At 35.8% G+C, this 26,439-nt stretch carries 15 protein-coding genes; 7 read left to right on the top strand and 8 right to left on the bottom strand.

The window, feature by feature from the left end; genetic code table 11:
- Positions 1-2: 2 nt before the first annotated feature.
- Together DHU68_RS05470 and DHU68_RS05465 are read right to left on the bottom strand one after the other, a co-directional pair.
- Positions 3-1,379, bottom strand: a complete 1,377-nt coding sequence (locus DHU68_RS05470; RefSeq protein WP_108821973.1) for a Gfo/Idh/MocA family oxidoreductase — start codon at positions 1,377-1,379, stop codon at positions 3-5.
- A gap of 27 nt (positions 1,380-1,406) precedes the next feature.
- A complete protein-coding gene (locus DHU68_RS05465) occupies positions 1,407-2,966 on the bottom strand; it encodes an SUMF1/EgtB/PvdO family nonheme iron enzyme (RefSeq protein WP_108821972.1) in 1,560 nt (519 codons plus the stop codon).
- Between the two features lie 280 nt (positions 2,967-3,246).
- On the opposite strand from DHU68_RS05465, the gene DHU68_RS05460 reads away from it, so the two are divergent.
- A complete protein-coding gene (locus tag DHU68_RS05460; RefSeq protein WP_255412453.1) occupies positions 3,247-4,206 on the top strand; it encodes an FAD:protein FMN transferase in 960 nt (319 codons plus the stop codon).
- Positions 4,207-4,219: 13 nt separating this feature from the next.
- Here DHU68_RS05460 and DHU68_RS05455 read toward each other — a convergent pair whose 3' ends face one another.
- Positions 4,220-4,726 carry a DUF456 domain-containing protein gene (locus tag DHU68_RS05455; RefSeq protein ID WP_108821970.1) on the bottom strand — a complete coding sequence of 169 codons (507 nt, stop codon included), beginning with the start codon at positions 4,724-4,726 and terminating at the stop codon, positions 4,220-4,222.
- 182 nt (positions 4,727-4,908) lie between these two features.
- Complete coding sequence (locus DHU68_RS05450) at positions 4,909-5,760, bottom strand: hypothetical protein (protein WP_108821969.1); 852 nt, start codon at positions 5,758-5,760, stop codon at positions 4,909-4,911.
- 144 nt (positions 5,761-5,904) lie between these two features.
- On the opposite strand from DHU68_RS05450, the gene prmA reads away from it, so the two are divergent.
- Positions 5,905-6,744: a 50S ribosomal protein L11 methyltransferase gene (prmA, locus tag DHU68_RS05445; RefSeq protein WP_108821968.1), complete on the top strand. Its 840-nt coding sequence runs from the start codon at positions 5,905-5,907 to the stop codon at positions 6,742-6,744.
- Positions 6,745-7,026: 282 nt separating this feature from the next.
- Here the strand turns inward: prmA and DHU68_RS05440 are convergent, their stop codons facing one another.
- Entirely contained in the window at positions 7,027-8,406 is a 1,380-nt protein-coding gene (locus DHU68_RS05440; RefSeq protein ID WP_108821967.1) for an aminopeptidase C, read from the bottom strand.
- Between the two features lie 154 nt (positions 8,407-8,560).
- Here DHU68_RS05440 and DHU68_RS05435 point away from each other — a divergent pair, with 154 nt between their 5' ends.
- Complete coding sequence (locus tag DHU68_RS05435) at positions 8,561-9,778, top strand: MFS transporter (RefSeq protein ID WP_108821966.1); 1,218 nt, start codon at positions 8,561-8,563, stop codon at positions 9,776-9,778.
- Between the two features lie 19 nt (positions 9,779-9,797).
- On the opposite strand, the gene DHU68_RS05430 is transcribed toward DHU68_RS05435, so the two are convergent.
- The 3 genes from DHU68_RS05430 to DHU68_RS05420 all read right to left on the bottom strand — a co-directional run bounded on the left by DHU68_RS05430 (position 9,798) and on the right by DHU68_RS05420 (position 15,495).
- Positions 9,798-10,697 carry a PfkB family carbohydrate kinase gene (locus DHU68_RS05430; RefSeq protein ID WP_108821965.1) on the bottom strand — a complete coding sequence of 300 codons (900 nt, stop codon included), beginning with the start codon at positions 10,695-10,697 and terminating at the stop codon, positions 9,798-9,800.
- Positions 10,698-10,836: 139 nt separating this feature from the next.
- Complete coding sequence (locus DHU68_RS05425) at positions 10,837-13,257, bottom strand: S9 family peptidase (RefSeq protein WP_108821964.1); 2,421 nt, start codon at positions 13,255-13,257, stop codon at positions 10,837-10,839.
- Between the two features lie 147 nt (positions 13,258-13,404).
- Positions 13,405-15,495, bottom strand: a complete 2,091-nt coding sequence (locus DHU68_RS05420; RefSeq protein ID WP_108822143.1) for a M3 family metallopeptidase — start codon at positions 15,493-15,495, stop codon at positions 13,405-13,407.
- A 205-nt stretch (positions 15,496-15,700) separates the two neighbouring features.
- Between DHU68_RS05420 and ruvA the strand changes: the two genes are divergently transcribed.
- From ruvA to DHU68_RS05400, 4 genes are all read left to right on the top strand, one after another.
- The gene (ruvA, locus tag DHU68_RS05415) at positions 15,701-16,282 is read left to right on the top strand and encodes a Holliday junction branch migration protein RuvA (RefSeq protein WP_108821963.1); all 582 of its coding nucleotides are present in this window, start codon (positions 15,701-15,703) and stop codon (positions 16,280-16,282) included.
- A 77-nt stretch (positions 16,283-16,359) separates the two neighbouring features.
- Positions 16,360-23,826 (top strand): cell surface protein SprA, encoded by a 7,467-nt coding sequence (gene sprA / locus DHU68_RS05410; RefSeq protein ID WP_108821962.1) that lies wholly within the window; start codon positions 16,360-16,362, stop codon positions 23,824-23,826.
- 162 nt (positions 23,827-23,988) lie between these two features.
- A complete protein-coding gene (locus DHU68_RS05405; RefSeq protein WP_108821961.1) occupies positions 23,989-25,542 on the top strand; it encodes a sensor histidine kinase KdpD in 1,554 nt (517 codons plus the stop codon).
- Between the two features lie 36 nt (positions 25,543-25,578).
- Positions 25,579-26,292, top strand: a complete 714-nt coding sequence (locus tag DHU68_RS05400) for a response regulator transcription factor (protein WP_108821960.1) — start codon at positions 25,579-25,581, stop codon at positions 26,290-26,292.
- The last annotated feature ends 147 nt before the right edge of the window (positions 26,293-26,439 follow it).

Genomic DNA, 26,439 nt, shown 5'->3' with positions numbered 1-26,439 from the left:
AATTATTTACCAGATCCAGGAACAGGAACTGTAAATGTACTCATATCCATTTTACCTAAGTTCAAATCAGCAGGAGTATAATCTTGAGGAGATGCTGTCATTTGCTCCCAAGTAATCTCAGCCCCTGTATATGCTGATTCGCGTCCCATGATTGCAGCCATATTAGATACTGCTGTTTCAGAAGCCTGATCAATTGGTTTCTTAGCACGGATATGATTTACTAAGTTAACATGTTCTAGTACATAAGGATTCATTTGTTTAAATTGAGCTTCTGTAGCTTCTTTATCATATTTCCAAACAACATTTCCAGCTAGATCTTTAATTTCATTAGTTGCACTATCCCAAGAGCCTTTAGTCCCTTGTACAAATTCACTTACATTATTAGCACAACCATCAATTTGACGAGACATGCTATGTAGATGAATGCCATTTTCCATAGTAAAGTCAATACTAAAATTATCGTATTGGTCTCCAGTTATACGACGTTGACGAGATCCAAATCCTGTAGCTTTAACTGGTTTAAGACCACTGAACCATGTAAATACATCTATATTATGTACATGTTGTTCAACAATATGATCTCCTGATAACCATTTCCAATTTACCCAGTCCTTAATCATCCACTCAGCATCAGACCATCCTGATTGACGTTCTTTATACCAAAGCATTCCCTGATTCCAATATACAGTTCCTCCTGTAATTTCCCCAATAAGACCATTCATAATCTGCTGATATGCTTGCACATATCTATGTTCATGATGACGTTGTGTTCCTGTAACTACACATAGATTTTTAGCTGCAGCTTGTTTCGAAGCAGCCATGATTGTACGATAGCCGACAGCATCTACACAAATTGGTTTTTCCAAGAATGAGTGTTTCCCTTTTTCTGTTGCATATTTAAAGTGTAAAGGACGGAATACTGGCGGTGTTGCTATAATCACAACATCAATATCTGAATCGATAACTTGTTTGTAAGCATCAAGACCTACAAAGCGTTTATCTTCCGGAATATCTATACCTTTCTTTTCTTTTAATTGATTTGCTAAACCATCTACTCTCTCTTTAAAAGTATCAGCAAGTGCTACAACTGTAACACCATTAGCAGCCGCTAAGAAGTCAAAAGCTGCACCAGAACCACGTCCACCGCAACCAATAACTCCAGCTTTAAGTTCTTGACCATCTTTTGCTATATCCATCAATTCAGGAACATAATAAGTTCCTGCTGCTTTTAATGGTTTTACAGCAGTATCTGAACTATCACTGCCACCACATGAAGTCAACATTGCAACTCCACCAGTTGTACCTAATGTACCTGCAACTCCTACAAGAGCTGAGCTTTTTAAGAATGATCTTCTACTAATACTGTTTTCTTTTTTCATGACTGTGTATTTAAGATTTTATATTTATTATTTAACTAATCCATTTGTGTCGCATACAACGCGGAAACCAATACCTTTTATATCAGAATACCACCAAATACTTTTAGGCTGCTGAGGGTCTGTTTTCAGCCATGCATCGTGTTTTGTATAATCTCTGGCTGCACATCTTAAATCTGCAGCATCAGATGTATAGTTTCCTCCACGAACAACCCACTCTTCGCCTTCGGTATTAAGAGGATTCGTTACGTTATCACCTCCTTTTGAGTATGCTTGAGGGTCATATTTATCTGCACAATATTCCATAACGTTTCCTAACATATTTTTAAGTCCGAAAGGATTGGCTTTAACAAGTGAAGGTTCTTGTGATCTGTTCTTACTGTTTTTACCATAAATAACGAATCCTGAAATAGGATCTACATCCGCATCAAAGAATTTACGCCAAAAACCTTGATCTGAAAAATCTTTAGGATCTCCCTCAAAGAAATATGGTGTCTCTGTACCACCTCTAGCAGCATATTCCCATTCAGCTTCGGTTGGTAGACGATATTTTTTACCTGTTTTTTTAGATAACCACTGACAGAACGTTTCTGCGGCATAGTGAGTCATTGTAATAGCCGGACGATCTCCGCCTCCCCAGCCTTGGTCAGGGAATCCAAACGGAGGTGTAGGTCCAGAAACCGCATCTACATCTGGGTTACTATTGTTAGCATACACCTTTTCAGGAGGGGTACGACCTTCACTCATTGTTTCTTCATAGAAAGACCAATACATATCCCAAGTTACTTCAATTTCTGCCATAAAGAATGGACTAAGTGTTACATTTCTCATAGGGCTTTCATCTTCTTTGCGGAAAGATTCTTTTTCATCGCTACCCATTTTGAAAGTACCTCCAGGTACAGCAACCATATTGAACGAAACTGGTGTTCCTGGAATTTGTTCCACATAGTTTTCAAAAGCAGTTACTTCTGTTGCTGTTTTGAAATAAGCACTTGTATCAACAGCATTTTTAGAAGTAGGAGCAGCAGCCAATGTTCCATGTTGGTAATTTGGATTATAGTGTCCTGCATCTAAGTGGCAACTGATACATTGTAGATCTAGTTTTTCTTCATTCTCTTCGTAGTATAAGTGAGCTGTTACAGCATCATCTGTCACTCCATCAGGAAATAAATTATAATGACATTCTTTACACGATGCATTAGGAATATATGTTACGGCATAGTCTAATTCAGACATTCTATCCCAGTCAAAATCAGCACTATCTTTAGTTAGGTATCCCCAAACATCACGAATACCAAGCTTAGCCTTCGCCGTATAATGATCCCAAGTTTGATTTTTGGGGGGTAAGTGACAATCGACACAATGGACTTTGGTTCCACTGCCATTATCCATGTGCTTGGAGAGTTTCCAACTTTCTTCCGCATGAGGATGCACATGACACATCATACAAGACTCATCTGTAGAAAAGTACACTGATGTTTGATACACTGATATCATGAGAATGATACCAAAAACTAAACCGAGAAGTAAATAAAATGATTTACGCTTAAAAAAATTCTTTTTTTTGTTTCTATGGCTTTCGATCGTCATCTTAATTTTTAATAAGGTGCCTAAATTTATATTAGTTTCAGATTTTTAAGAAATACAAAGAACGATAAATTATTTAATATATCATAATTTCCATTTCACGAAAGAACAAATATAAATATCATTTTTATCTTTTTTTAATAATTAAGCAGTAAATTTGCAATATAATATTTCAAATACAATCATTTTCGACTAACTTACTCAATATTTGATATTTAAAAAAGCATATTTTATTACTATAATTTATTCTATGAGATATATCTATATATTTTTAATTGTATTCATGATCGCAACTAGCTGTAAAGAGAAAAAAGAAAGCTATTTTGAGACAAGAGGAAGCATCTTTCACACTACATATTCAGTAAAATATAAGCATACACATTCTCTTGATGAGGAAATAACTGAAAAGCTTGCATTATTCGACAATTCCTTAAACCCTTTCAAGACGACAAGCATCATATCGAAAGTAAATAATAATGAATCTGCAAAACTGGATAGCTTTTTCATTAATGTATTTAACAAGTCAAAGGAAGTATCTATGGACACAGATGGGATGTTTGATATAACAGTATCCCCTTTGATCAATGCCTGGGGATTTGGGTTTAAAAACATAGATAATGTATCTCCTGAAATGATAGACAGCCTAAAGCAATTTGTAGGCTTTCAAAAAATAAGATTAGAAGATAATAAAATAATAAAAGATAGACCCGAAATTCAAATAAATACCTCAGCTATAGCAAAAGGCTACTCCACTGATGTCATTGCTCAACTTTTAGAATCTTATGGCATTAACAACTACATGGTTGACATAGGTGGAGAAATAAGAACGAAAGGCTTGAACGCAAAAGGAAAATGTTGGCAAATAGGTATCACACAGCCTGTAGATAAAGATATTTTTGATTACGAACATTTACAGACAATAATAAAGTTATGTGATAAATCACTTGCTACGTCGGGCAATTACAGAAAATATTACACGCGGGACGGAAAAAGATTTGCTCATACAATAAACCCTAATACAGGATACCCTTCCGAATCAAATATACTAAGTGCTACGATCATTGCCGATGACTGCATGACAGCAGACGCTTATGCTACAGCCTTCATGCTTACAGACACAGCTACAGCGAGAACCATAGCCAAGAAAAAAGGTTTATCCTACCTTTTAATATTAGGAACAAGCGACAGCACATATATGACTGTAAAATCTGAAGACTTTGATAATTACGAGCAAAAGCAATAATCTTAACCCTTACTTAAACAAAGGCTGGGATAATAGATACAATTACTTCTTTAACAAAGTAAAAAGCCAAAACAGCCGCTACGACCAGTTTTGCGACAGTACCAACCAAGAATCCAAGGAAGGCTCCAAAACCTGCTTTCATTGCTTCTTTAAATTCTTTTTCATCAATAAGCTCGCCTATTACAGCCCCGACAAAAGGGAAAATTATAATACCCCAAGGCGGTAATATAAATACACCTAAAACAATTCCCAATAGGCTTCCCCACATCCCCTTCTTTCCTCCGCCAAAGTACTTAGTACCCCAAATGGGGATAAAATAATCGAGAACCTGAATTACAATTACCACAATACCCCATACAATAAGAAATTGGGGTGAAAAATTAACTACAGATGTGAAGTGGAGTAGGACAATACCCAAATAACTCAGAGGAATCCCCGGAAGAACTGGTAATATACAACCGGCAAAACCTACAAGGATACAGATAAAACCTAAACTAATAAGAATAATATCTAAAATCATAATATTTATCAATTAAGTAATATTGCAAAGAAAAAGAAAGTTTATTTACTCCAATAGAGAATTGTATTTATTTAAATGATTTCTTTTTTACAGATACCATAATAAACTACATAGCAAAAACGCTGGCGAACAAATATTCACCAGCGTTGAGAACTATAACTTAATAATTAAAAACGATAATATTAGAAAATTCTATATGTTAACTGAAAGTTAAGCATTGGCCACCATTTCAACCATTGAGTATAGGTGTCAATATCTTCAAAATTTTCTGTTGCATTTTCTAATACATCAAGTTTTTTCCCATTTTGCTTTATCGAATATTTCCCTTGATAAATCATACCTAATTCGAATTTGAAACTTACTCGGCTTTTAGAAATAGCACGCCCTAAACCAAGACCGAAATAAGGTTTGATCACATTTCCTAATTGAAGTGTAGCATCAAGGTTAGCATCATCTAACTCTAATTTATGACCATCAAATTCGATAGAAGGCCATGATTGTCCGTCTTGTAATTGCACCGGACTACCATCCATATTAGCTAAAAAACCTTTAGCCTTAAGCTGATTCTTTCCGATAAAAGCTCCGGCTGTTATATGAAATATACCTTTCTTTACAGGATGAAAATCAACTAACACATGACCATTCGTAAAATTCAACTCTCCCTTCATTTTATAGTCAGGAATCTCACCGAATGCTTGAGAAAGATCTCCATTAGGATCATCTAGAGATATATCAAATGTTCCGGATTTAAATCCCATATAGTTAATACCGGCACGCAACTTCAAAAAACTATTGATCGGTGTTGCAGCTTCAAGACCTACCCCCATTGTTGACAAACGAAGAGATACATTAATATGAGAAAGAGGTCCTCCCTCATAAAACTCATCATCATTTTGTTTTCTATCTTCATCTAGCTTTAGATCCGATGATACTTCTTCTAAATTGGTTTCTTGAGAAATATTCACCATTTGTGCCTCTTGAGAGAATAGATACAGTGAGTTTAACAAAAAAAGTGTTAAGAAGAAACGCTTCATAATTGATAAATAATTTGTGTTAAATTTTTATTATTTTAAAACTGAGCGCAAATATATAACAATATTTAACAGCAAGAAAAATTACAGACTATTTATCTAACAATTCATTATTTAAAGTGTATTTTTGCATCAAAACAATGAATTATGGTATATATAGAAGTTAAGTTCGTTTGTAATCCAAACACCGAAATAGTAAATAGCGTTCTATCTGTAGTGATAGCTGAAATTGGGTTTGAAAGTTTTGTGGAAGATGAAACCGGTACTACAGCATACATTCAAAATAATTTATTTAACCCCACAGAATTAGATAAGGTTCTTCAAGAGCTACCAATTGAGGCTGATATCAGCTATACATATAAGAGTATAGAGGACAAGAATTGGAATGAGGAGTGGGAAAAAAATTATTTCCAACCTCTGATTATAGATAATAGATGTATTATACAAAGCACCTTCCACAATGCCCCTGCTACATATGAATACAATATTTTTATTGATCCTAAAATGGCTTTTGGAACAGGGCATCACCAAACAACAGAATTGATGATTAGAGAGATTTTAAACGAAGATTTTAATGGTCGATCCGTTCTTGACATGGGCACCGGAACCGCTATACTAGCTATTTTAGCTTCGATGAAGGGAGCCAATCCTATAAAAGCAATAGATATAGACAAATGGGCCTATGACAATGCTATCGAGAATTTGGAACTCAACAAGATAAAAAACATTTCTGTTGAAATTGGAGGAGCAGAACTGCTTGGCAATACTACTTTCGATATCATATTAGCCAATATAAACAGAAATATACTACTTAACGACATTCATGTATATGCATCCGTTCTAAATAAAGGAGGCTTATTATTCATGAGCGGATTTTATGTAGAGGACATCCCTGCCATTACAGAAGAATGTAATAAACATGGGCTTAACTTTGTTCACAACAATGTAAAAGACAACTGGACTTCTGTAAAATTCACAAAGTGTTAAGAAAGACATAAGAGGAGGCTTCTGAATCGAAACCTCCTCTTATGTTTGAGTTAATTAGGTATTAGGCTTTAAGGTAAATAAAGATTGTTTGGTTATCAGTACAAAGGAACGCGATTTAGATAACCTCACCAAATAAAAAAACATATTATAAAACATATTTTTATATAAAATTTATTAACCTCACAGCTATTACCTTTATTTTTTAACACTTGATATTTACCTTCATTTTTCTTAATCTACTATACAGCAACTAGATATAGCTAATTTTAGAAAGAAAACACTTTAATTCATATAATCCCACATAGGTAACATTATTGGTTTTTCGTTCAAACTATTGATAGCCTTTCCGTCTAAATATTTCTTATGAATTACTAAGCGAAACATATATTCATCAAACCATTTATCTGTAAAAGTTAAATAACCTCTATTCCCTGAAGCAGATCCCCAGCTATTTTCAAATTCCCATTTCACTGGTTCATCGTTTTCGTCTGTATCACAACCTATCAATAACATGGCATGACTCGATCCGCTTTGACGAGTAAGGATACGCGCTTTTTTATCCATTGTTAAATTAACTCCCAAAAGTGACTCATAATCATACATCGAAGGATCTGATATACCTTCAGCTGAATTCATCTGTTTACCTACGTCACACGATGCATACATAGCTTCATTATTCTTGATTGAAGCCAAGGCAGCTTTCTTTATATCATCATTGGGTAGATTTAGATATACCCAGTTAATCCCTTCAATACTGTTTCTATAATTATCTATCTCGTACACCTTATAATATTCGCGTGTAGGATCATTCATTATCATAATGTAATTTTGAGGAGAATAATCCGCAGGTGTTATTTCCTTATAAAACTGTTGTGGTGTATAATTTTTCAATTCTTGAACATTTCCACTTTTATCCTTATATCTCCACGTAAACTCTGCAGGAGGTTCCCCTAGGCAAAGTGTAAGAATACGATAAACATCTTTCAATATAGAAACTTTTTCTGCTCGAATCTCTTCTATCTTCTTATTGGTAGCAATCAAGCCTCTTAATTGGTATCCTCCCAAGCGTAATTTTTCATTAACCAGCCCAACCATTTGACGAGTATTGTTTGAATGAGCAGTTTCTGGCATTACACTCTTAGGCACAGCGCCATATTTTTCTCCGAGATTATAATACAGATTCCATACCCCTCCGTCACCAACCGGCGATTTGAAAATATAATCTACAGTCCTATCTCCAAAGGCTTCCTTCCCTGTTGCTATTACATTTTCCAGAAACAAATTGGCTTTCTCAAATATATCCCAGAAATATAGATAATTGTGAGAGAAATCAAACTCAGCCACATTATAACGTTCCATTATGCTTGGGCGTAAAACATTCAACGAGGTAAACATCCAACATCTACCCGAGCTTTTCTGATCTGTTATTCCGCTAACTTTTACTCTATATTTGAAATAATGATCTATTTTACCTTGTAATTCTCTATTCAGAGCATTAGCCGTAATGTTTGCATTAGAAGTCAGCACATTTTGAACTGCTTTTGTAGAAGCATCCCGATTGAGACTTGCTTTAATTTCATCTAGCTCTTTAGTAGTAATGTTTTGCGATGATAAAAATATAGAAGAGCATAGTAAGATGCCCGTAAATAATACCTTTTTCATGAATATGTCTTTTAGATATTTAAGTTAAATTACAAATGTAAAGAATTATGCATTAATTGTGATACAAAACAATATATTTAGTCCCTTTTATTCGCATTACAGCCCCAAATTAGAGTAAATTTATTTACCTTTGCCCGATTTAAATAAAGAACGTATGTCTGAATTACAAGCAACCATATACAGCAAACAAAGAATACGTTATGCTGTAATGAGTCTTTTCATAGCCCAAGGGCTTTGCTTTGCCAGTTGGGCAAGTCGTCTGCCTGATATAAAGAAAGATTTTAATGTAGAGAGCTTTTTACATTATGGTTTTCTGATGGCCTTAATACCAATCGGTAAATTTGCGGCTATTCCCCTGGTAGGCTTTCTTCTTCCCCGCATAGGGAGTAAAAAAACTGTATTGATAAGTATCATGGGTTTTGCCCTTTCCTTATTTTTGGTGAGTATAGTACCTGGAATCACAGGTCTCGGCATTATGATGTTCTTATTCGGAACATTCTGGAATATGACAGACATTTCTCTTAATACTCAAGCTATTGAAGTAGAACGCATATATGGCAAACCAATTATAGCCTCTTTTCATGCGAGCTGGAGCCTTTCGGCATGTATTGGTGCACTGATAGGATATGCCATGATTAATATGCAAGTTGGAACTTATCTTCACTTCGCCATAATAGCTGCTCTTGCGGTATTTCTTATCTTATTTAATTATAAATATCTACAAGAGGCATCCGTTGAACCTGAGGAAGTGAAAGTTGAAGCAAAAGAAGTAAACGAACCCAAAAGAAAATGGTTCCACATGCCTGAGATGTTACTTATTCAACTAGGCTTGATTTGGCTGTTAGCTCTTGTTGTGGAGAATACCATGTTTGAATGGAGTGATGTTTACTTCCAGTCGGTGATAAAAGCACCTGAATCGATGCAAGTAGGTTTTTTAGTATTTATGGTAATGATGTTCACCGGTCGTATGTTAACGAATCTGGCTTATTCTAAATGGTCAAAAAAGACTGTATTACAAATAGCCGGAGCTTTGATATTTGCAGGCTTTACGGTCTCATCTATATTTATTGATTATTCAGACTCGCTGACAATAAAAGTTATTATCAACTCTATAGGCTTTATGATGATAGGGCTGGGCATATCGTGTGTAGTTCCTACTATATACAGTATCGTTGCTGAGAAAGCAAAAACACCTGCCGGTACAGCCCTTACAATTATGTCTAGTATTAGTTTTGTGGGACCGCTAGTTGCACCACTGTTGGTTGGGGCAATCTCTCACAAATATAATTTAGAATGGGCTTACTTAACTGTCGGATTATTCGGAGCTTGTATAATCCTTATTGCAACAGTAAGTAAAACCCTTAGAAAGTAGAGTAGTAAGAATTAATAAATTAGATAATAGGAATTCGCTGTTCAGCGGTTCCTATTCTTTTTTCCACATCTTCTTTTGTTCCTTGAAAAGGACCCGATCCTTCTATTTTTATAGTAGCCATAGCTGCTGCAAATTTCCCTGCATCTTCTATGCTTGCACCTTTAGCTCTCTTATATAGATAACCTGTTACATAAGTATCTCCACATCCGGTAGCATCGACCACCTCTGTTGGCTTATAAGCCGGAATTATATAAAATTCTTTTCCGTCATAGATAACAGACCCTAAGCTACCAAGAGTTACAAGAACTTCTTTTATACCCCAGTTATACAGTTGCTGAGCAGCTTGTTTAACATCCGACAGTCCTGTCAGAACTTCCATCTCCAGTTCGTTGACCTTCAGGATGTCGATATATTTCAACGTTTCCAACTTATTAGCCCAATCGATAGGATATACCTTATGATCTCTTACTTCACGCAAGTATCCTTGAGAATCTACAGCAATTAGCCCTTTCTTTGATAGTGACTTCAATATTTCGAGAGGGAAATCATCTGCTAGCAATGCACCCAGTAGATAAATCTTCGCATCTATATTGCCTAACGCATCTACAGCAAATGGATCGGCCTTAGCTAAAACTCGCTGTGTACGATTATCCTGATTTTCACCATAGATATTCTCGAAATAAACAGAGCTCTTACTTGGTATTACCGATACATCAACCCCTTTCGAACGTAAATCATCCACAACAGGCATTTCTGAGAGCGCCAAAGATGTTACCAATTTATAATCAACATCATCAAAGTGACGTATAGCATGTGAAAAATAAAATGCCGTTCCTCCAGGCATATGTACTGTTTTTTTAGGAGTTACTACTTTATCCAAAGTTATATGTCCTATACAGCAAAGATCATGTAAATGCATTATTAATAAATTTTTGAAATGCAAAAGTAGTAAAAAATAATAAAGGTAACAGACTTAACAGGTTTTAAAAACCTCTTTATCCATTACCTTTATTTAAGACTCAATTTAGACCGTATTCTTCTCCAAGAATTTTATCTTATTATTTTTTATTCTTTACATATTTTTCGAGCCACTGATCTTGTTCCCACAAAACATGCAATACCGATTCTTTTGCTGCATATCCATGACTTTCTTTAGGAAGCAACACCAAACGAGCCGGAGCTCCAAACCCTTTCAGAGCATTGAAATAACGTTCACTTTGCATAGTATAAGTGCCAGAGTTATTATCATCTGCTCCATGTATCAACAATAAAGGATGTTTCATTTTATCTGCATGCATAAAGGGAGACATCGCATTATACACATCCGGAGCCTCCCAGTAATTACGCTCTTCTGCCTGAAAGCCAAAAGGCGTAAGTGTTCTATTATAAGCTCCACTACGAGCTATACCTGCTGCAAACAAATCGGAATGACTAAGCAAATTAGCGGTCATAAATGCTCCGTACGAGTGTCCACCTACAGCCACACGATTTCTATCTATATAACCCATTTCATCTACGGCATCAATAGCCGCTTTAGCATTAGCTACCAACTGTTCAATAAATGTATCATTCGATTCCGTGTCACCTTCTCCTACAATAGGGAATGCAGCATTATCCAATATTACATAACCTCTGGTCACCCAATAGATAGGAGAACCATAGTATGGATAAATAAACTCATTCGGATTAGTAGTATTTTGTCCGGCACTACTCTTATCCTTATATTCTGTCGGATAAGCCCACATCACCATCGGTAGTTTTTCTTTATTCTGCATATCATAACCTGCTGGCAAATATAGAGTACCTGTTAATTCAACACCATCAGGACGCTTATATTTAATAACTTCTTTATAAACATCTGCAATACTCTTGAATGGATTTTCGAAATGAGTAACAGCAATCGGAGCTATTCTTTTCTTCGTATTTAAAATATAGAAATTAGGATACTCCGATGAAGATTGCAATTGAACTAAATATTCTCCTTTCTTGATATCAATAACAGATATTATATCAAGCTTCTTATCTGTATAATTTGATTGATACAGTCTTTTTGTAGCTTTCGTTTTGAGATTAATTTCATCAACAAAGGGAAATTGTCCTGCTTCTGTATACCCCTCTCCTATCAGATAAGCTTTTTCACCGTCAAGATTCAACACATATCTGCCATATTCATTACGTTTGGTATCGAACTGCCCCGGATCATTATATACATCCTGATAATTTCTATCTGACAGAATCTCAGGTTTAGTACCAGTTTGAGATGGGTTAAACACATAGGTTTTCGTATTTCGTGTATTCCACCAATTATCATACAGAACAGCTACCTTATCATTTCCCCATAAGATCCCTGCATAACGATTTATAGTTTTTACCATACTCACAGGTGTACTTGTAAAAGGATAATCTAACTGAAACACTTCATCTCTAAATTCCACCTCTTTTTCTGGATCTCCTCCATCCAAAGCTTCAACCCAATATAGAGTTGCAGGTTTATCACTTCTCCATCCTATACTACGCTTACCTGTATAAGTAGCCATAAATCCCTTAGGCATAACTTCTAACAATGCTCTATCATCAAAATCGCTCACCAATTTTCCATCCGAATCATATATAGCAGTTTTCATAGGAAAACGGCTGAATGGTACTATATACGAATATGGACGGTGTATCGTATTTATTAAAATATAGTTCCCATCAGGAGAGAAAGACATTCCTGAGTAAATTGCCTTATTTTTCCACAATGTTTTATTTCCAGACAAATCGACTTTATATAATTGGGATGTAACCAATGTTTCGAAATTAGCCTCATCTGTCGCATTTTGCAATAAATCCTGATAAGTTCTATTCTGAGCCTTTGCTCCTACTTCACTCACCGAAACTGTAGGACCAGTCGGTATTGCTACTTTAGTATCTATTATCTGCGCTTTATCTTTAGGCAAAACCCTAACCAAAAGAGAATTGTTATCCTTAAACCATGTATATGGGTTACCCAAATTTGCATTCAGATTAGCCTCTGTCAGCTTCACAGCTTTAGCAGTAGCCAAATCAACATACCACAATTCTACTCCATTTTCGGCTGTATTCGTAAAGGCAATTTTTGTCTCATCCGGAGACCATGACCAGTTTGAGATTCTAGGATTTTCAGGCAATCCCTCAATTTGCTTTGCTTCACGATCACCGAGAGCTTTGTACTTCAGATTTTCAACATAGGTTGTTGTACTTGAAATATTTGTTCTAGGATTTATACGAAGACCTGCTAATCGCATTTCTGTATCAGATAGATCTGCAAGAGTTTTATACGTACTTCTGTACAGAAAAATCATTTTAGTTCGTTTACTATCCATCATCAAAGATGGAGCTCTCTCAAAGTCTGCTAGCTCTAATATCTCCTGAGGTGGTTTCTGATAGACCAATTCCTCTTGTGCAAATATGCCCAAAGAGAAGCCTATGAATACAAGAATAGGTAATAACCGTTTCATAATCGCTTTATTTTAAGTTTAATCTTCATTCAGTAAATTCAAATATAGTTATTTTACCATTATCTATAGGACAATCAAGGCTTATTTGTTCAACAAAAAAGCCACTCTATAATAGAATGGCTTTTCATAATAAATATAGAAAATCTGTTATTTTTCAATTCCGTTTCTCTTCAACAAAGCTTTCACTGTGGGTTCCTGTCCTCTAAACTTAACATACAAGCTCATTGGTTCTTCCGTGTTCCCTTTTTCTAAAATATTCTTACGGAACGATTTTGCTGTATTCTTATTAAAGATACCAGTTTCTTGGAAAAAAGAATAAGCATCTGCCTCAAGCACCTCTGCCCATTTATAACCATAATATCCTGCGGCATATCCACCCGAGAAAATATGTCCAAAGGTTGGAGACATTGCTGTATTTTCTAATACAGGTAATACTGCTGCTTTTTTCATCGCATCATGTTCAAATTTGATAACATCACCTGTATAGGCTTCTGTTAACGTATGCCATGCCATATCTAGGTATCCGAATGATAGCTGACGATAACATAAATAACCTGCATTATAGTTAGAAGCATCGATTAATTTCTGTACCAACTCTGCTGGAATCTTCTCTCCAGTTTTATAATGTACGGCAAATTTATCCAAGTATTCTTTTTCTGTCAACCAGTTTTCCATTATTTGAGAAGGAAGTTCTACAAAATCGTGTAATACATTTGTTCCCGACAAAGACTCATAAGTACATTTTGTCAACATTCCATGAAGAGCATGACCAAATTCGTGCAAGAAGGTTTCTACTTCATCAAATGTAAGTAAAGCCGGCTCTGTTTCTGTAGGGCGAGTAAAATTCATTACGATCAACACATGCGGACGAGAATCTTTTCCTTTTTCAATATATTGACCTTTAAACTCTGTCATCCAAGCACCTTGTCTTTTTCCTTTACGTGGATGAAAATCTGTATAAAGAACAGCTAAGAATTCACCATTTTCGTCCAACACGTCGAAAGCTTCAACCTCCGGATGGTAAACTGATATATCCGTATTCTTCTTGAATGTGATACCAAATAAATCTGTAGCTAAACCAAATACGCCTTTTTTTACGTTTTCCAACTCAAAGTATGGACGCACTAATTCATCACTAACGTTGTATTTTGCATCTTTCAACTTTTCGGAATAATATGACCAATCCCAAGGCATGAGTGTAATATCTTTACTTTCCATACCCACTGCAAAACCTTCTACCATCTTCACATCCTGGCGAGCTGCCACACCATATGCATCGTACAAGTCATCAAGAAGATTGTAAACGTGTTCTTTATCTTTAGCCATCTTGTTACGCAATACATAAGTTGCATAATCCGAATACCCTAACAGATTCGCTATTTGCATGCGTGTTTTTGTGATTTCTTTTATGTTCTCCAAGTTATCATATTCTCCACCTATACACTGAGTAGTATATGCCATATATAGCTTCTCACGAAGATCGCGACGTGAAGAATATTTCATAAATGCTATGTAACTTGGGGCTGACAGATCAAAGATCCAGCCATCTTTTCCTTTTTCCTTAGCTTTTGCTGCTGCTGCATCTTTAATCATAGCCGGTAAGCCTGCTAAATCAGCCTCATCGGTCAGCAACATTTCGAACTTATTATTTTCCTTTAAAGAGTTTTGACCAAAAGTCAATGTCAGTTGGCTAAGTTTAGCAGATAAATCTTTATATGTATCTCTATCTTTTCCTGTCAAATTAGCACCACTATCTTCGAATGAACGATATATTTTTTCTACTAAACGAATTTGCTCCGGAGTCAGATTAGATTCGTTCCTTTTTTCATAAACAGCCTTAACTCTTTGGAATAAACCTTCATTTAAACTTATTTTATTTGAGTATTCTGATAGTTTAGGTTGAATACGTTGAGCTATTTCGAGCATCTCGTCATCACTTTCGGCACTCAAAAGATTGAAAAATACCGGAGCTACTCGCGACAATAGTTTACCCGACTCACTATAAGGCACAATCGTATTTTCGAAAGTTGGTGCAGCTTTTGTCTTAACTATTTTGTCAATCTCTGCTAGATGCTCTTTTATCCCCTTATCAATAGCCGGTTCGTAATGTCCGTTCTTTATTTTATCAAATGGAGGTGTTCCATATGGTGTCTTATAAGTCGAAAAAAATGGATTTTGAGCTTGAACTGTAGTCATAGTCATAATGAATAAAATAATTGAAAAAAGTCCTTTTTTCATAAAATACATTTTAATATAAAAATTCTAATAATCTCTGAATAGATACAGAGGTTTGCAAAGATATAAAAAAGTAAATCTAAAAATGTATCTTTGCCCTCCAAATAGAAACAAAGAGAAAGTCTAGAATTCAAAAAGTTCTGTAAATCAAATATACTTTTTTTAAGACTTTTTCGTTATTATTTATAACTATAGTTACAAGACCAATATGATCGATTATATAAAAGGAGAAATTACGGAATTAACCCCTGCTTCTGCTACTTTAGAGACGCATGGTATCGGGTATTTTATTAATATTTCTGTAAATACATATTCACAACTTACAGACAAAAAAAGTGCACAGCTATACATTTACGAGGCTATTAGAGAAGATGCATACCAATTATTCGGATTCTTTGACAAGTCTGAACGCGAGATGTTTCTACACTTGATCAGTGTTTCAGGTGTTGGAGCCGGAACTGCCCGAATGATTTTATCTTCGCTAAATACGCAGGAATTAGCAAGCATTATTACTTCAGGGAATGCAGACATTCTGAAGACGGTAAAAGGAATTGGAGCTAAAACCGCACAACGAATCATTATTGATTTGAAAGATAAGGTAAAAGTTGCCGGATTGGAACAAGTTGAAATGTTTGCAACTGCAAATCCTTCGGGAGAGGAAGCCATAGCAGCTCTTGTAATGTTAGGCTTTCCTCAACAAGCTTCCCAGAAGGTAGTTTCAAAAATATTGAAAGAGAAACCAGACAGTGCTACTGAACAAATCATTAAGATGGCACTAAAAATGTTATAGATAAAGGGTTGAAAAGTTTTTTTAAATATTCGTTTATAACAAGCTTATTTCTGTGTTTTACCGGTCTTTTCTTTGGAATGACTGGTAAGCATGAACCTATATTTGTACCCGAAATAGAAGTTTCGCCACACCCTGAAGATACAGTTCCTCTGTTTCCCGTAAAAAAAACACAAATTACAAATTACAAAGATATACAAACAACACCTCCGCTTGACTTAAAAGACCCTTCAAATATAAAGACAACCGTAGAGTATAACCCGAAAACAAAACTCTACATATTTAAAACAAAAATTGGGGACTCTGAAATTTCAACGCCTTTCTCGTTGACTCAGAGCGAATACATGGACTATTCGCTGAAAGAGTTTATGTCTGGATATTTCAAGGGGAAAAATGATTCTTTATATAGCAACAAAGAAGATAATGGTGAATTTTCTTTGAAAAATATACAACTCAACATAGGACCTGCCGAAAAATTATTTGGACCCGGTGGTGTAAAAATCAGTACGCAAGGATATGTTGAAGCAACTATGGGGGCTAAGTATTCCAATACGGACAATCCCACCCTATCTGAGCGCAACAGAAGTAGAACTTCTTTTGAATTCAAGGAAGACATTCAAATGAATGTAACAGCTTCGGTTGGAGACAAAATCAACTTTGGTATGAATTACGATACAAAAGCATTGTTTGATTTTGACTCAAAGAAACTAAAATTAGGCTACGAAGGAAAAGAAGATGAGATAATCAAGCGCATAGAAGCCGGAAATGTAAGTATGGCAACAACAAACTCCTTAATCAACGGAGGAACTGCCTTATTTGGCATCAATGCTGAGCTACAATTCGGAAAACTAAGAATTAACACTGTTATATCTCAACAAGAGGCACAGTCACAGACCACAAGTTCCAAAGGCGGTATACAGACCAACAATTACGAGATCAAAGCCGATCAGTATGATGAGAACAGGCACTTTTTCCTCGGACACTATTTTAGAGATAATTACGACAAGGCTTTAAGCAAATTTCCGTATATACAATCTCCGGTCAATATAACCCGTATAGAAGTATGGATAACGAATAAGCGAAACGACCCTAGCCAAACCAGAGATATTATTGCTTTTGCTGATATTGCTGAACATGATTCTATTAAAAATGCCAATAATCTTTGGAGTAAAACAGGTATAACAAAAACACCCTACAACGGAGCTAATGATTTATACAATAAAATAACGACCGATCCTGTCAGATACCCTTATATCAGAGACATTGATAAAGTCACCAGTCTTTTCGAGAATTACATAGAAAACAGTCTGGATTATGAAAAAGTAGGAAAGGCAAGGTTGCTTGATCCTTCCGAATATACTTTCAATCCTCAGCTAGGTTACCTTTCATTGTCATCAAGACTTCAAGCCGATGAAGTTTTAGCTGTTGCATATGAATATACGATGAATGGATCTTCTTATCAGGTAGGAGAATTCTCTGCCGATATTGTAGATCAATACAATGAATCAAACTCTAAATCAGGAGCTTTATTTGTAAAACTGTTGAAACCCGTTGCTTTATCGCCAAGATCATATACTTGGGATTTGATGATGAAGAATGTGTACAAGGTAAGTGACAATTCGATACAACAAGATCATTTCAGACTTAATATATCTTACCAGTCCGACACTCTAGGAACGTATATTAATTATCTTCCTGAAGGTAGAATTAAAAACGAACTTCTTATCAGAGTCATGAATTTAGACAGATTAAATTCTAAGAATAATGAAGTTAAGAACAAAGAAGGCGCCACTGGTGATGGAATTTTCGACTATGTCGAAGGCATAACCGTACAGTCAGAAAAAGGTCGTATTATCTTCCCTGTTGTAGAACCGTTCGGCTCGCATTTGAGAAGCAAAATAGGAAGTGATATTATTGCTGAAAAATATGTATATCAAGAACTTTACGATTCAACGCTGACCGTAGCCAGACAAATAGCTGAGAAAAATAAATTCAAACTATACGGCTCATATAGAGGGTCAGGCTCTAGCAACTCAATAATTAATCTGAATCAAGAAAATCTTCCTCAAGGATCTGTTATACTTACAGCCGGAGGTAACACTTTAATGGAAGGTGTTGATTATTTGGTAGACTATAATGCCGGAATTGTAACCATTATAAATCAGAATTTGATTGACTCCAATATCCCTATCCAAGTATCAAACGAGAGTTTACAACTCTCGATGCAGAGAAAAACCTTACTTGGGCTGAATTTGAGTTATGATATATCCAAAAACTTCAACATTGGAGGTACAATCATGCACTTGTATGAAAAACCTCTTACTACAAAAACCGAATTCGGGAATGATGCTGTAAAGAATACCCTTTGGGGTGTAAATACATCATTCAAGACGGAGTCGATGTGGTTGACAAATCTTGTAGATAAGCTACCTTTTGTGAATACAACTCAGCCGTCACACATTAGCTTCAATGCTGAATTTGCTCATATGATCCCCGGACATTACGAAAACAAAGAGTCGGGAGGTTATTCCTATTTAGATGATTTCGAAACCTCAGAATCTCGTATTGATATAAAAAACCCTTATTCGTGGACTCTGGCAGCTACTCCATTCAGTAAAGATGGAGACGCTTTATTTCCCGAAGCGGCATATAGTAACGACATCAGATATGGTCAAAACCGAGCCTTGCTTTCTTGGTTTATGATAGACCCTATATTTACTCGTAGAGGATCGTCCCTGACTCCAGAACACATAAAAAATGATAAAGATCAACTGTCTAACCACTATGTTAGAGAAATTCAAATTAGTGAAATATATCCTAATAAGGATATACCGTTCAACGAGTCAGCTACAATACCTGCCTTAAATCTTTCTTTCTATCCTAAAGAAAGAGGACCATACAATTTAGATGCGACCAATATCGACTCTGACGGGAATCTCTTAAACCCTAAAAAAAGATGGGGAGGTATTACAAAAAAGATGGACGTTTCAGACTTTGAAGCGGCAAATATAGAATATATAGAATTCTGGCTAATGGATCCATTCATTTATGCTGATACAATGGGTTCGGTTAAAGCAGGGGGTGACTTATATATCAACTTGGGAGAAATATCAGAAGATGTGTTGAAAGATGGCAAAAAATCATACGAGAACGGACTCCCTATTAATGATAACGATCCTGATGCTATAGAATACACTAAATGGGGTAAAATGCCTAAAAGGCAAGCTATTACTTATGCTTTCGACAATAATTCAGGGGCAGAAGGACGTAAGAAACAAGATGTGGGACTAAACGGGCTCAGCATTGAAGAAGAGTTTGAGTTTGAGACATACAAAAACTATCTGGAATCTTTTAAGGCAAAAATAACACCATCAGCTCTAAGTCGTTTACAAGATGATCCATTCTCTCCTTTGAACGCACCGGCTGGTGACCGCTTCCATTTTTATAGAGGAAGCGACTATGACGAGAAACAAGTTAGCATCTTAGATCGTTACAAATATTATAACAATACTGAAGGCAACTCACCTGCAACCGACCAAACAGACGAAAGTTATTCTACTGCATCCCGATCAACTCCTGATGTTGAAGACATCAATCAGGACTATACTCTGAATGAGCACGAGGCTTACTTCCAATATAAGATTGAGCTAAATCCTCAGAAAATGAATGTAGGAGAAAACTACATTGTTGATAGCAGAAAGGTTAAAGCTAACTTAAGAAATGGTAATGAAGAAGTTATCACTTGGTATCAGTTCAAAGTTCCGGTAAGAAAAGGGCAACGAATCGGTAATATTCAAGACTTTAAGAGTATCCGTTTTATGCGTATGTTTCTCACTAACTTTGAAGAAACAGCATTCTTACGCTTCGGAACTTTACAGCTAGTACGAGGAGACTGGCGAATATATGAACAAACACTCAACAAAGACAATACGCCTTCCGGAAACGGGACGTTGGACCTATCAACAGTAAATATTGAAGAAAATTCAGAACGTGAACCAGTTCGATACGTATTGCCTCCGGGTGTAAGTAGAGTTGTCGATCCACAACAAGCACAGATGATAGAAGACAACGAACAGGCTCTATCATTGCGCGTATTAAATTTGGAACCGGGTGATGCCAGAGCTATCTACAAGAACACATATTATGATTTGAGACGTTACAAACGTATTCAGATGTTCACTCATGCAGAAGAACTAATCAATGGTGATAAAATAGAGAACGGTGAACTGACAGTATTCATGCGATTAGGTTCTGATTATAAGAACAATTATTATGAATATGAAATTCCTCTGATAATAACTCCTGAGGGAAAGTATAGTTCAAACAATCCTAACGACCGTTATGCTGTATGGCCAACAGGCAATATGTTTGACTTTCCGTTAGAACTTCTCAAAAATGTAAAACTCAATAGGAATAAAGAAAAAAGGAAAGCCGGTTCGAAAATATCATATACTACACTCTATTCAAGCGAAGACCCTGAGAAACCGACAAACAAGGTAAGTGTCATAGGAAACCCTTCATTGTCTGAAATTAATGTTATAATGATTGGTGTGCGAAACAATAGCCGATTGACAAAATCGGGAGAAGTATGGGTTAACGAACTTCGCCTTACCGACTTTGACGAAGAAGGAGGCTGGGCTGCACAAGGAAACTTGAACATCGCCTTATCTGACTTGGCAACGATTAGCGTATCTGGGAGAAAAGAGACTGTTGGTTTTGGAGCCCTTGATCAGAGCCTGATGGAACGTCGTTCCGACGATTATCATACATACAATATTGCAGCAAGTGTAGAGCTTGGTAAATTTTTACCGGAAAAGGCACAAGTCAGTTTACCTTTATATTATTCTTATTCGAATCAGACTACAACTCCTAAATACGATCCATTTGATCAGGATGTAACATTGGACGAATCATTCGACCTCGTAGAAACTAAAGCAGAAAGAGACTCTATAAAGAGCCTTGCTCAAGAGAAAACGACTACGAAAAGTCTTAGCATGAATAATATTAAAGTGAATATTCAGAGTAAGACTCCGATGCCGTACGACCCTGCCAATTTCAGCTTAGGGTATTCATACAGCGAAAGTGAGACCAAAGCCCCTTCGGTGGCATACGACGTAAATAGAAACTATAAAGCAAATCTTAACTACACATATACTCCTATGGCGAAGACATGGGAGCCTTTCAAAAACATAAAAAGTAAATCTGGTGCTGCCAAGTTTGCAAAATCATTAGGATTCAATTATCTCCCTAACAACATCACTCTAAACTCAAATATCAACAGATTCTATACCGAAACAATGCTTCGAGATATAGAAAACTATACAATTGGAGGGCCTAACAACGAGAGCCAGTTCTTATCATGGAGCCAGTCTTTCTTATGGGATCGTGATTTTAATATCAATTGGGACTTTACAAAAAACTTGAAGTTCTCCTTCCAATCAAATACTCAGGCTGAAATAGAAGAACCTTACCTACAAGTTAATAAGAAAGCGAATAGAGACGACTACGATGAATGGAAAGACGCAATCATGCGTAGTCTGAAAGGACTAGGTGATCCATTATCTTATCGCCAATTAGTGAAAGTTACTTATCAGCTTCCGACCAAAAGCATTCCTGCTATGGATTGGCTAACTTCAAATGCTAGTTATACAAGCGGCTATCAGTGGGAACGTGGAGCCAGAATAGATAGTATAGAAGTAGGAAATACGATTAGCAATACGATGACTTTCGACTTTACAAACAGATTAAACCTGACTAGCTTATACAATAAATGGGATTTCTTGAAAAAAGTGAATAATCGCTTCGATCGTAGAAGAAGTTCTGCTCCTAGAGAAAGGCAAAGAGAGAGCCGCGAACCGGAAAGACGTCGCTTCACTCAAGATGTAGCATTACAAGAAGATACTGTTGTCACAATTACTCATGGACTGAACACGAAGAACATTCAGGTTACAGGGAAAAAAGACGGAAGAAACTATAAGGTAAAATTCAAGAAGAAAGACGACAATACAATTGTTATTACAAACAAAGATACAGCCAATATACAATTGAGTATAGTAAGTAACAACAAACAAGGTGGATCTTCTGAAACATTACGAAACATTGCCGAATACACAGCACGAGGACTAATGTCTCTGCGATCTGTCAGCTTTAATTATTCGAGGAGAAACGACACTCATATTGCAGGATTCAGACCAGGAACAGGTGACGCTTTTGGGCAGAAAAACTCTGAATATGGTTTAGTGCCAGGAATGGGATTTGCTTTAGGTTTTGATGGAGGAGATGACTTTATCCAAAAATCTTTAGACAGAGACTGGCTAGTTATAGACGAAGATGGCATGAATATAACTCCGGCAGTATATAACCTAGCCGAGAAGTTTGAATTAAAAGCACAAATAGAGCCAATAAGAGACCTAAAAATAGAGCTCAACGCAAACCACGAAAATAATAAGCGTACCGAAGTTCAATACATGTTTGCAGGAACTCCTCGCACAATGGGAGGAAATTTCTCTATGACTACGGTTGCTCTATCGACAGCACTTAGAAGCAGTAAAGCTTCTGACAATTATTATTCCGAAGCCTTTGAAACCTTTTTGAATAATAGAACAATCATAAAAGGTAGGCTCGAAAATATTTACAGTAAATCTGTTCATTATCCAACCGGAGGTTTTATCTCTGAATACAATCCTGTACTAGGAGGAACATCTTATAACCCTCGGAATGGGGAGATAGATATAAACTCAGCAGACGTCTTGATTCCTGCTTTCATTTCCGCCTATACCGGAAAAGATGTAAATAAAGTAACATTATCGGCATTCCCGTCACTGTTGGCAATGCTTCCTAATTGGAGTATATCTTATGACGGATTATTGTCTATACCTTTTATTAAAGAAAAATTCAAAAATTTGCGTCTTAACCATAATTACAGATGTTATTACCAAGTAACAAATTATTCAGTTTTCAATAGTTGGATGGATTCAGGCGAAGGCGATGAACTTGGTTTTATTCGAGATGTATTGAATGATAACCCCACCCCATCCTCTCCGTATAATATTACATCGGTAGGTATTACAGAAGTCTTTAATCCTCTGATAGGTGTTGATGGCACACTCAACAATAACATGTCATTGAATACAAGATACAATACGGGTAGAACTTTGACTCTAAACATGTCTGCATATCAGATTATTGAATCATTGTACAATGAATTTGTTCTTGGGTTCGGTTATCGTATCAATGAGTTTAACAGGCTAATAGGTCTTAATCCGAAGGGTACCTCTACTATTAATAATGATTTAAATATCAAAGCTGATATATCTTACAAGATGAATGAAGCCTTACTCAGAAAGATTGAAGAAAGATATACTCAAGCTACAACAGGTATGACTATTGTTACTCTAAAACTTTCTGCCGATTATACAATGAGCAGAGCACTCACTTTAAGAGCCTTTTACGATCGAATATTGAACAAACCTCTAATATCATCATCTTCCTACCCTACGACGAACAGCAACTTTGGGGTAAGTTTAAAGTTTACACTAGTACAATAAAAGTGAATAAATATTTAACTTGTTAAAAAAAGAAGAGAGAAGTTTATTTTTTCAAATGTTAAACAATATCTTTGTTTTAATTGTTAAATAGTAGAACTTATAACAATTGAGTGATTTAAGTAAAAAAAGGGGATAAAATCTACTAGGTGTAGAAATACTAAAATGAGAAAATCAACGATTTGGATACTTGCTGCTATAATGGCTTTTGCATTCTTTTCTCTATTGTTTTTACAAATCAGGTATTTGCGTGAATCAATAGAGCAGAAGAACGAACAGTTTAAAGAAATAATAAACAGGAGTTTAAGTTCTGTATCAAGCGAGCTAGAAACAGCTCAAGCAAAGAAATATTTAACTGAAGCCTTGTTAGAAAGTCAGAAAAAACAGGCGGCAGCATACAAAAGGGATAAATCTCAGGAGTCTGCCATACTGTTTCAGGAAAGAATAAAGGTCACAGCCAATGATAGTAGATTCAATATGGAATACAATGCATCTACTGTACAGACAAGACCTCAGAATCAGATTTTTCAGACCCCGAGCAAGGCTGGTTCTAATGCAATATCAAGGACAATATATGATATGCAGGATGAACAAAAGAAGAAATTACTATATGAATACGATATTTTATACGAAGTAGCAAAAACAATTGTTAATACAGCGAGTAACATTCCTATTCAAGAAAGAGTAAACTTCAAGGAGTTAGGAAACAGCATAAGAGATCACATAAAGTACAATGGTCTAGAGATGCCATTCGAATATGAAGTAGTAGACAAGAATAACAGACCTATATATCCCGAAGGTGGATTAGGGGCAAAATATAAGAAAGAAGATTTCAGTCAGACTTTATTTCCGAACGACCCGGAGGATAAAACAGTTTACCTGAAAGTCTACTTTCCTACAAAAAAAGATTATTTGATAAGTGAGGTATCGTTTATATACCCATCAATAATATTCACGTTTATTCTATTGGTGACATTTATCATTATCATCTATACTACATTCCGACAAAAGCGTTTGTCAGAAATGAAAAGTGATTTTATGAACAATATGACTCACGAGTTAAAAACTCCGGTATCGACAATATCCCTTGCTGCACAAATGCTGAAAGATGGATCTATTGCTAAATCGCCAGAAGTATTCAAACATATATCGGGAGTCATAAATGACGAAACAGAAAGATTGAGCTTCCAAGTAGAAAAAGTTCTCCAAATGTCTCTGTTCGAAAGGCAAAAAGCTACTCTTAAGATGAAAGAACTGGATATGAACGATATCGTTGTTAGCGTAGCAAACACATTCCAGATTAAAGTAGAAAAGTTTGGAGGAAACTTGGATATCGACTTGCAGGCAACAGAATCTACCATCAATGGTGACAAGATGCATATTACAAACGTATTATTTAACTTATTAGATAATGCAGTGAAATACAGAAGGGAAGACATCCCTTTAGAATTGATGATTCGCACTTGGAACAACAGCAATAAGCTATACATAGCTGTTGAAGATAATGGTATCGGAATCAAAAAGGAATCGGTGAAGAGAATTTTCGATCGTTTCTATCGCGTTTCCACAGGAAACAGACATGATGTGAAAGGCTTTGGATTAGGATTAGCCTATGTAAAAAAGATAATTGATGATCATAAAGGGACAATCAAAGCAGAAAGCGACCTGGGCAAAGGATCCAAGTTTATCATCTGCCTCCCTTTAATGACGAATAATTGAATTAAATAGAAATTGTAAATATATAAGGTAATAGTTATGGAAGAAAAATTGAAATTATTTTTATGCGAAGATGACGAAAATCTAGGTATGCTACTTAGAGAATATCTTCAAGCAAAAGGATACGACACTGACCTTTATACAGACGGAGAAGTAGGATATAAGGGGTTTGTAAAAGAGAAATACGACCTTTGTATTCTAGACGTTATGATGCCTAAAAAAGATGGTATCACATTAGTTAAAGAAATTAGAGCTATCAATACAGAAATCCCTATCATCTTTCTGACAGCAAAGAATATGAAAGATGACATTCTTGAAGGGTTCAAAGCTGGTGCTGATGACTACATCACTAAGCCATTCAGTATGGAAGAGTTAGTTCTTCGTATTGAGGCTATCTTCCGCCGTGTAAAAGGCAAGAGAGCTAAAGACCAACAAGTTTATCAGTTTAGCAATATGAGCTTCGATACTCAAAAACAAATTTTGACTATCGATGGTAACAGCACTAAATTAACTACTAAAGAAGCTGAATTATTAGCTTTATTATGCGCACATGCAAATGACATCCTTGAAAGAAATCATGCCCTAAAACAAATCTGGGTAGACGACAACTATTTCAATGCTCGCAGTATGGACGTATATATCACTAAGCTTCGTAAATTATTGAAACCGGATCCGAATATTGAAATCATAAATATACACGGAAAGGGCTACAAGCTTATAGTTCCGGTTAATGAAGAAGAAGGTGCAGAATAAAATATCTATAATATAAATATAGGTTATAAAAGGTCAGAGGAATTTTCTCTGACCTTTTGTTTTACGACAATGATATCATAAAGAATATTTATCAGTCCTATTTTCTTTTTTCATTTATAAACAGCTATTTTTGTAAATTATTAAAAA

Source organism: Dysgonomonas sp. Marseille-P4361, assembly GCF_900343125.1.
Classification (GTDB): Bacteria; Bacteroidota; Bacteroidia; order Bacteroidales; family Dysgonomonadaceae; genus Dysgonomonas.
Note: the sequence above shows the minus strand (reverse complement) of the source record. Positions and strands in the feature narration are given on the sequence as shown.

Bases quoted from the DNA above. Each gene is read 5' to 3' on its own strand.
- DHU68_RS05425 (WP_108821964.1), bottom strand. From the start codon at position 13,257: ATGAAACGGTTATTACCTATTCTTGTATTCATAGGCTTCTCTTTGGGC.
- ruvA (WP_108821963.1), top strand. From the start codon at position 15,701: ATGATCGATTATATAAAAGGAGAAATTACGGAATTAACCCCTGCTTCT.
- DHU68_RS05460 (WP_255412453.1), top strand. From the start codon at position 3,247: ATGATCGCAACTAGCTGTAAAGAGAAAAAAGAAAGCTATTTTGAGACA.
- DHU68_RS05455 (WP_108821970.1), bottom strand. From the start codon at position 4,726: ATGATTTTAGATATTATTCTTATTAGTTTAGGTTTTATCTGTATCCTT.
- DHU68_RS05405 (WP_108821961.1), top strand. From the start codon at position 23,989: ATGAGAAAATCAACGATTTGGATACTTGCTGCTATAATGGCTTTTGCA.
- DHU68_RS05465 (WP_108821972.1), bottom strand. From the start codon at position 2,966: ATGACGATCGAAAGCCATAGAAACAAAAAAAAGAATTTTTTTAAGCGT.
- sprA (WP_108821962.1), top strand. From the start codon at position 16,360: ATGACTGGTAAGCATGAACCTATATTTGTACCCGAAATAGAAGTTTCG.
- DHU68_RS05450 (WP_108821969.1), bottom strand. From the start codon at position 5,760: ATGAAGCGTTTCTTCTTAACACTTTTTTTGTTAAACTCACTGTATCTA.
- DHU68_RS05430 (WP_108821965.1), bottom strand. From the start codon at position 10,697: ATGCATTTACATGATCTTTGCTGTATAGGACATATAACTTTGGATAAA.
- DHU68_RS05435 (WP_108821966.1), top strand. From the start codon at position 8,561: ATGTCTGAATTACAAGCAACCATATACAGCAAACAAAGAATACGTTAT.
- DHU68_RS05400 (WP_108821960.1), top strand. From the start codon at position 25,579: ATGGAAGAAAAATTGAAATTATTTTTATGCGAAGATGACGAAAATCTA.
- prmA (WP_108821968.1), top strand. From the start codon at position 5,905: ATGGTATATATAGAAGTTAAGTTCGTTTGTAATCCAAACACCGAAATA.
- DHU68_RS05440 (WP_108821967.1), bottom strand. From the start codon at position 8,406: ATGAAAAAGGTATTATTTACGGGCATCTTACTATGCTCTTCTATATTT.
- DHU68_RS05470 (WP_108821973.1), bottom strand. From the start codon at position 1,379: ATGAAAAAAGAAAACAGTATTAGTAGAAGATCATTCTTAAAAAGCTCA.
- DHU68_RS05420 (WP_108822143.1), bottom strand. From the start codon at position 15,495: ATGAAAAAAGGACTTTTTTCAATTATTTTATTCATTATGACTATGACT.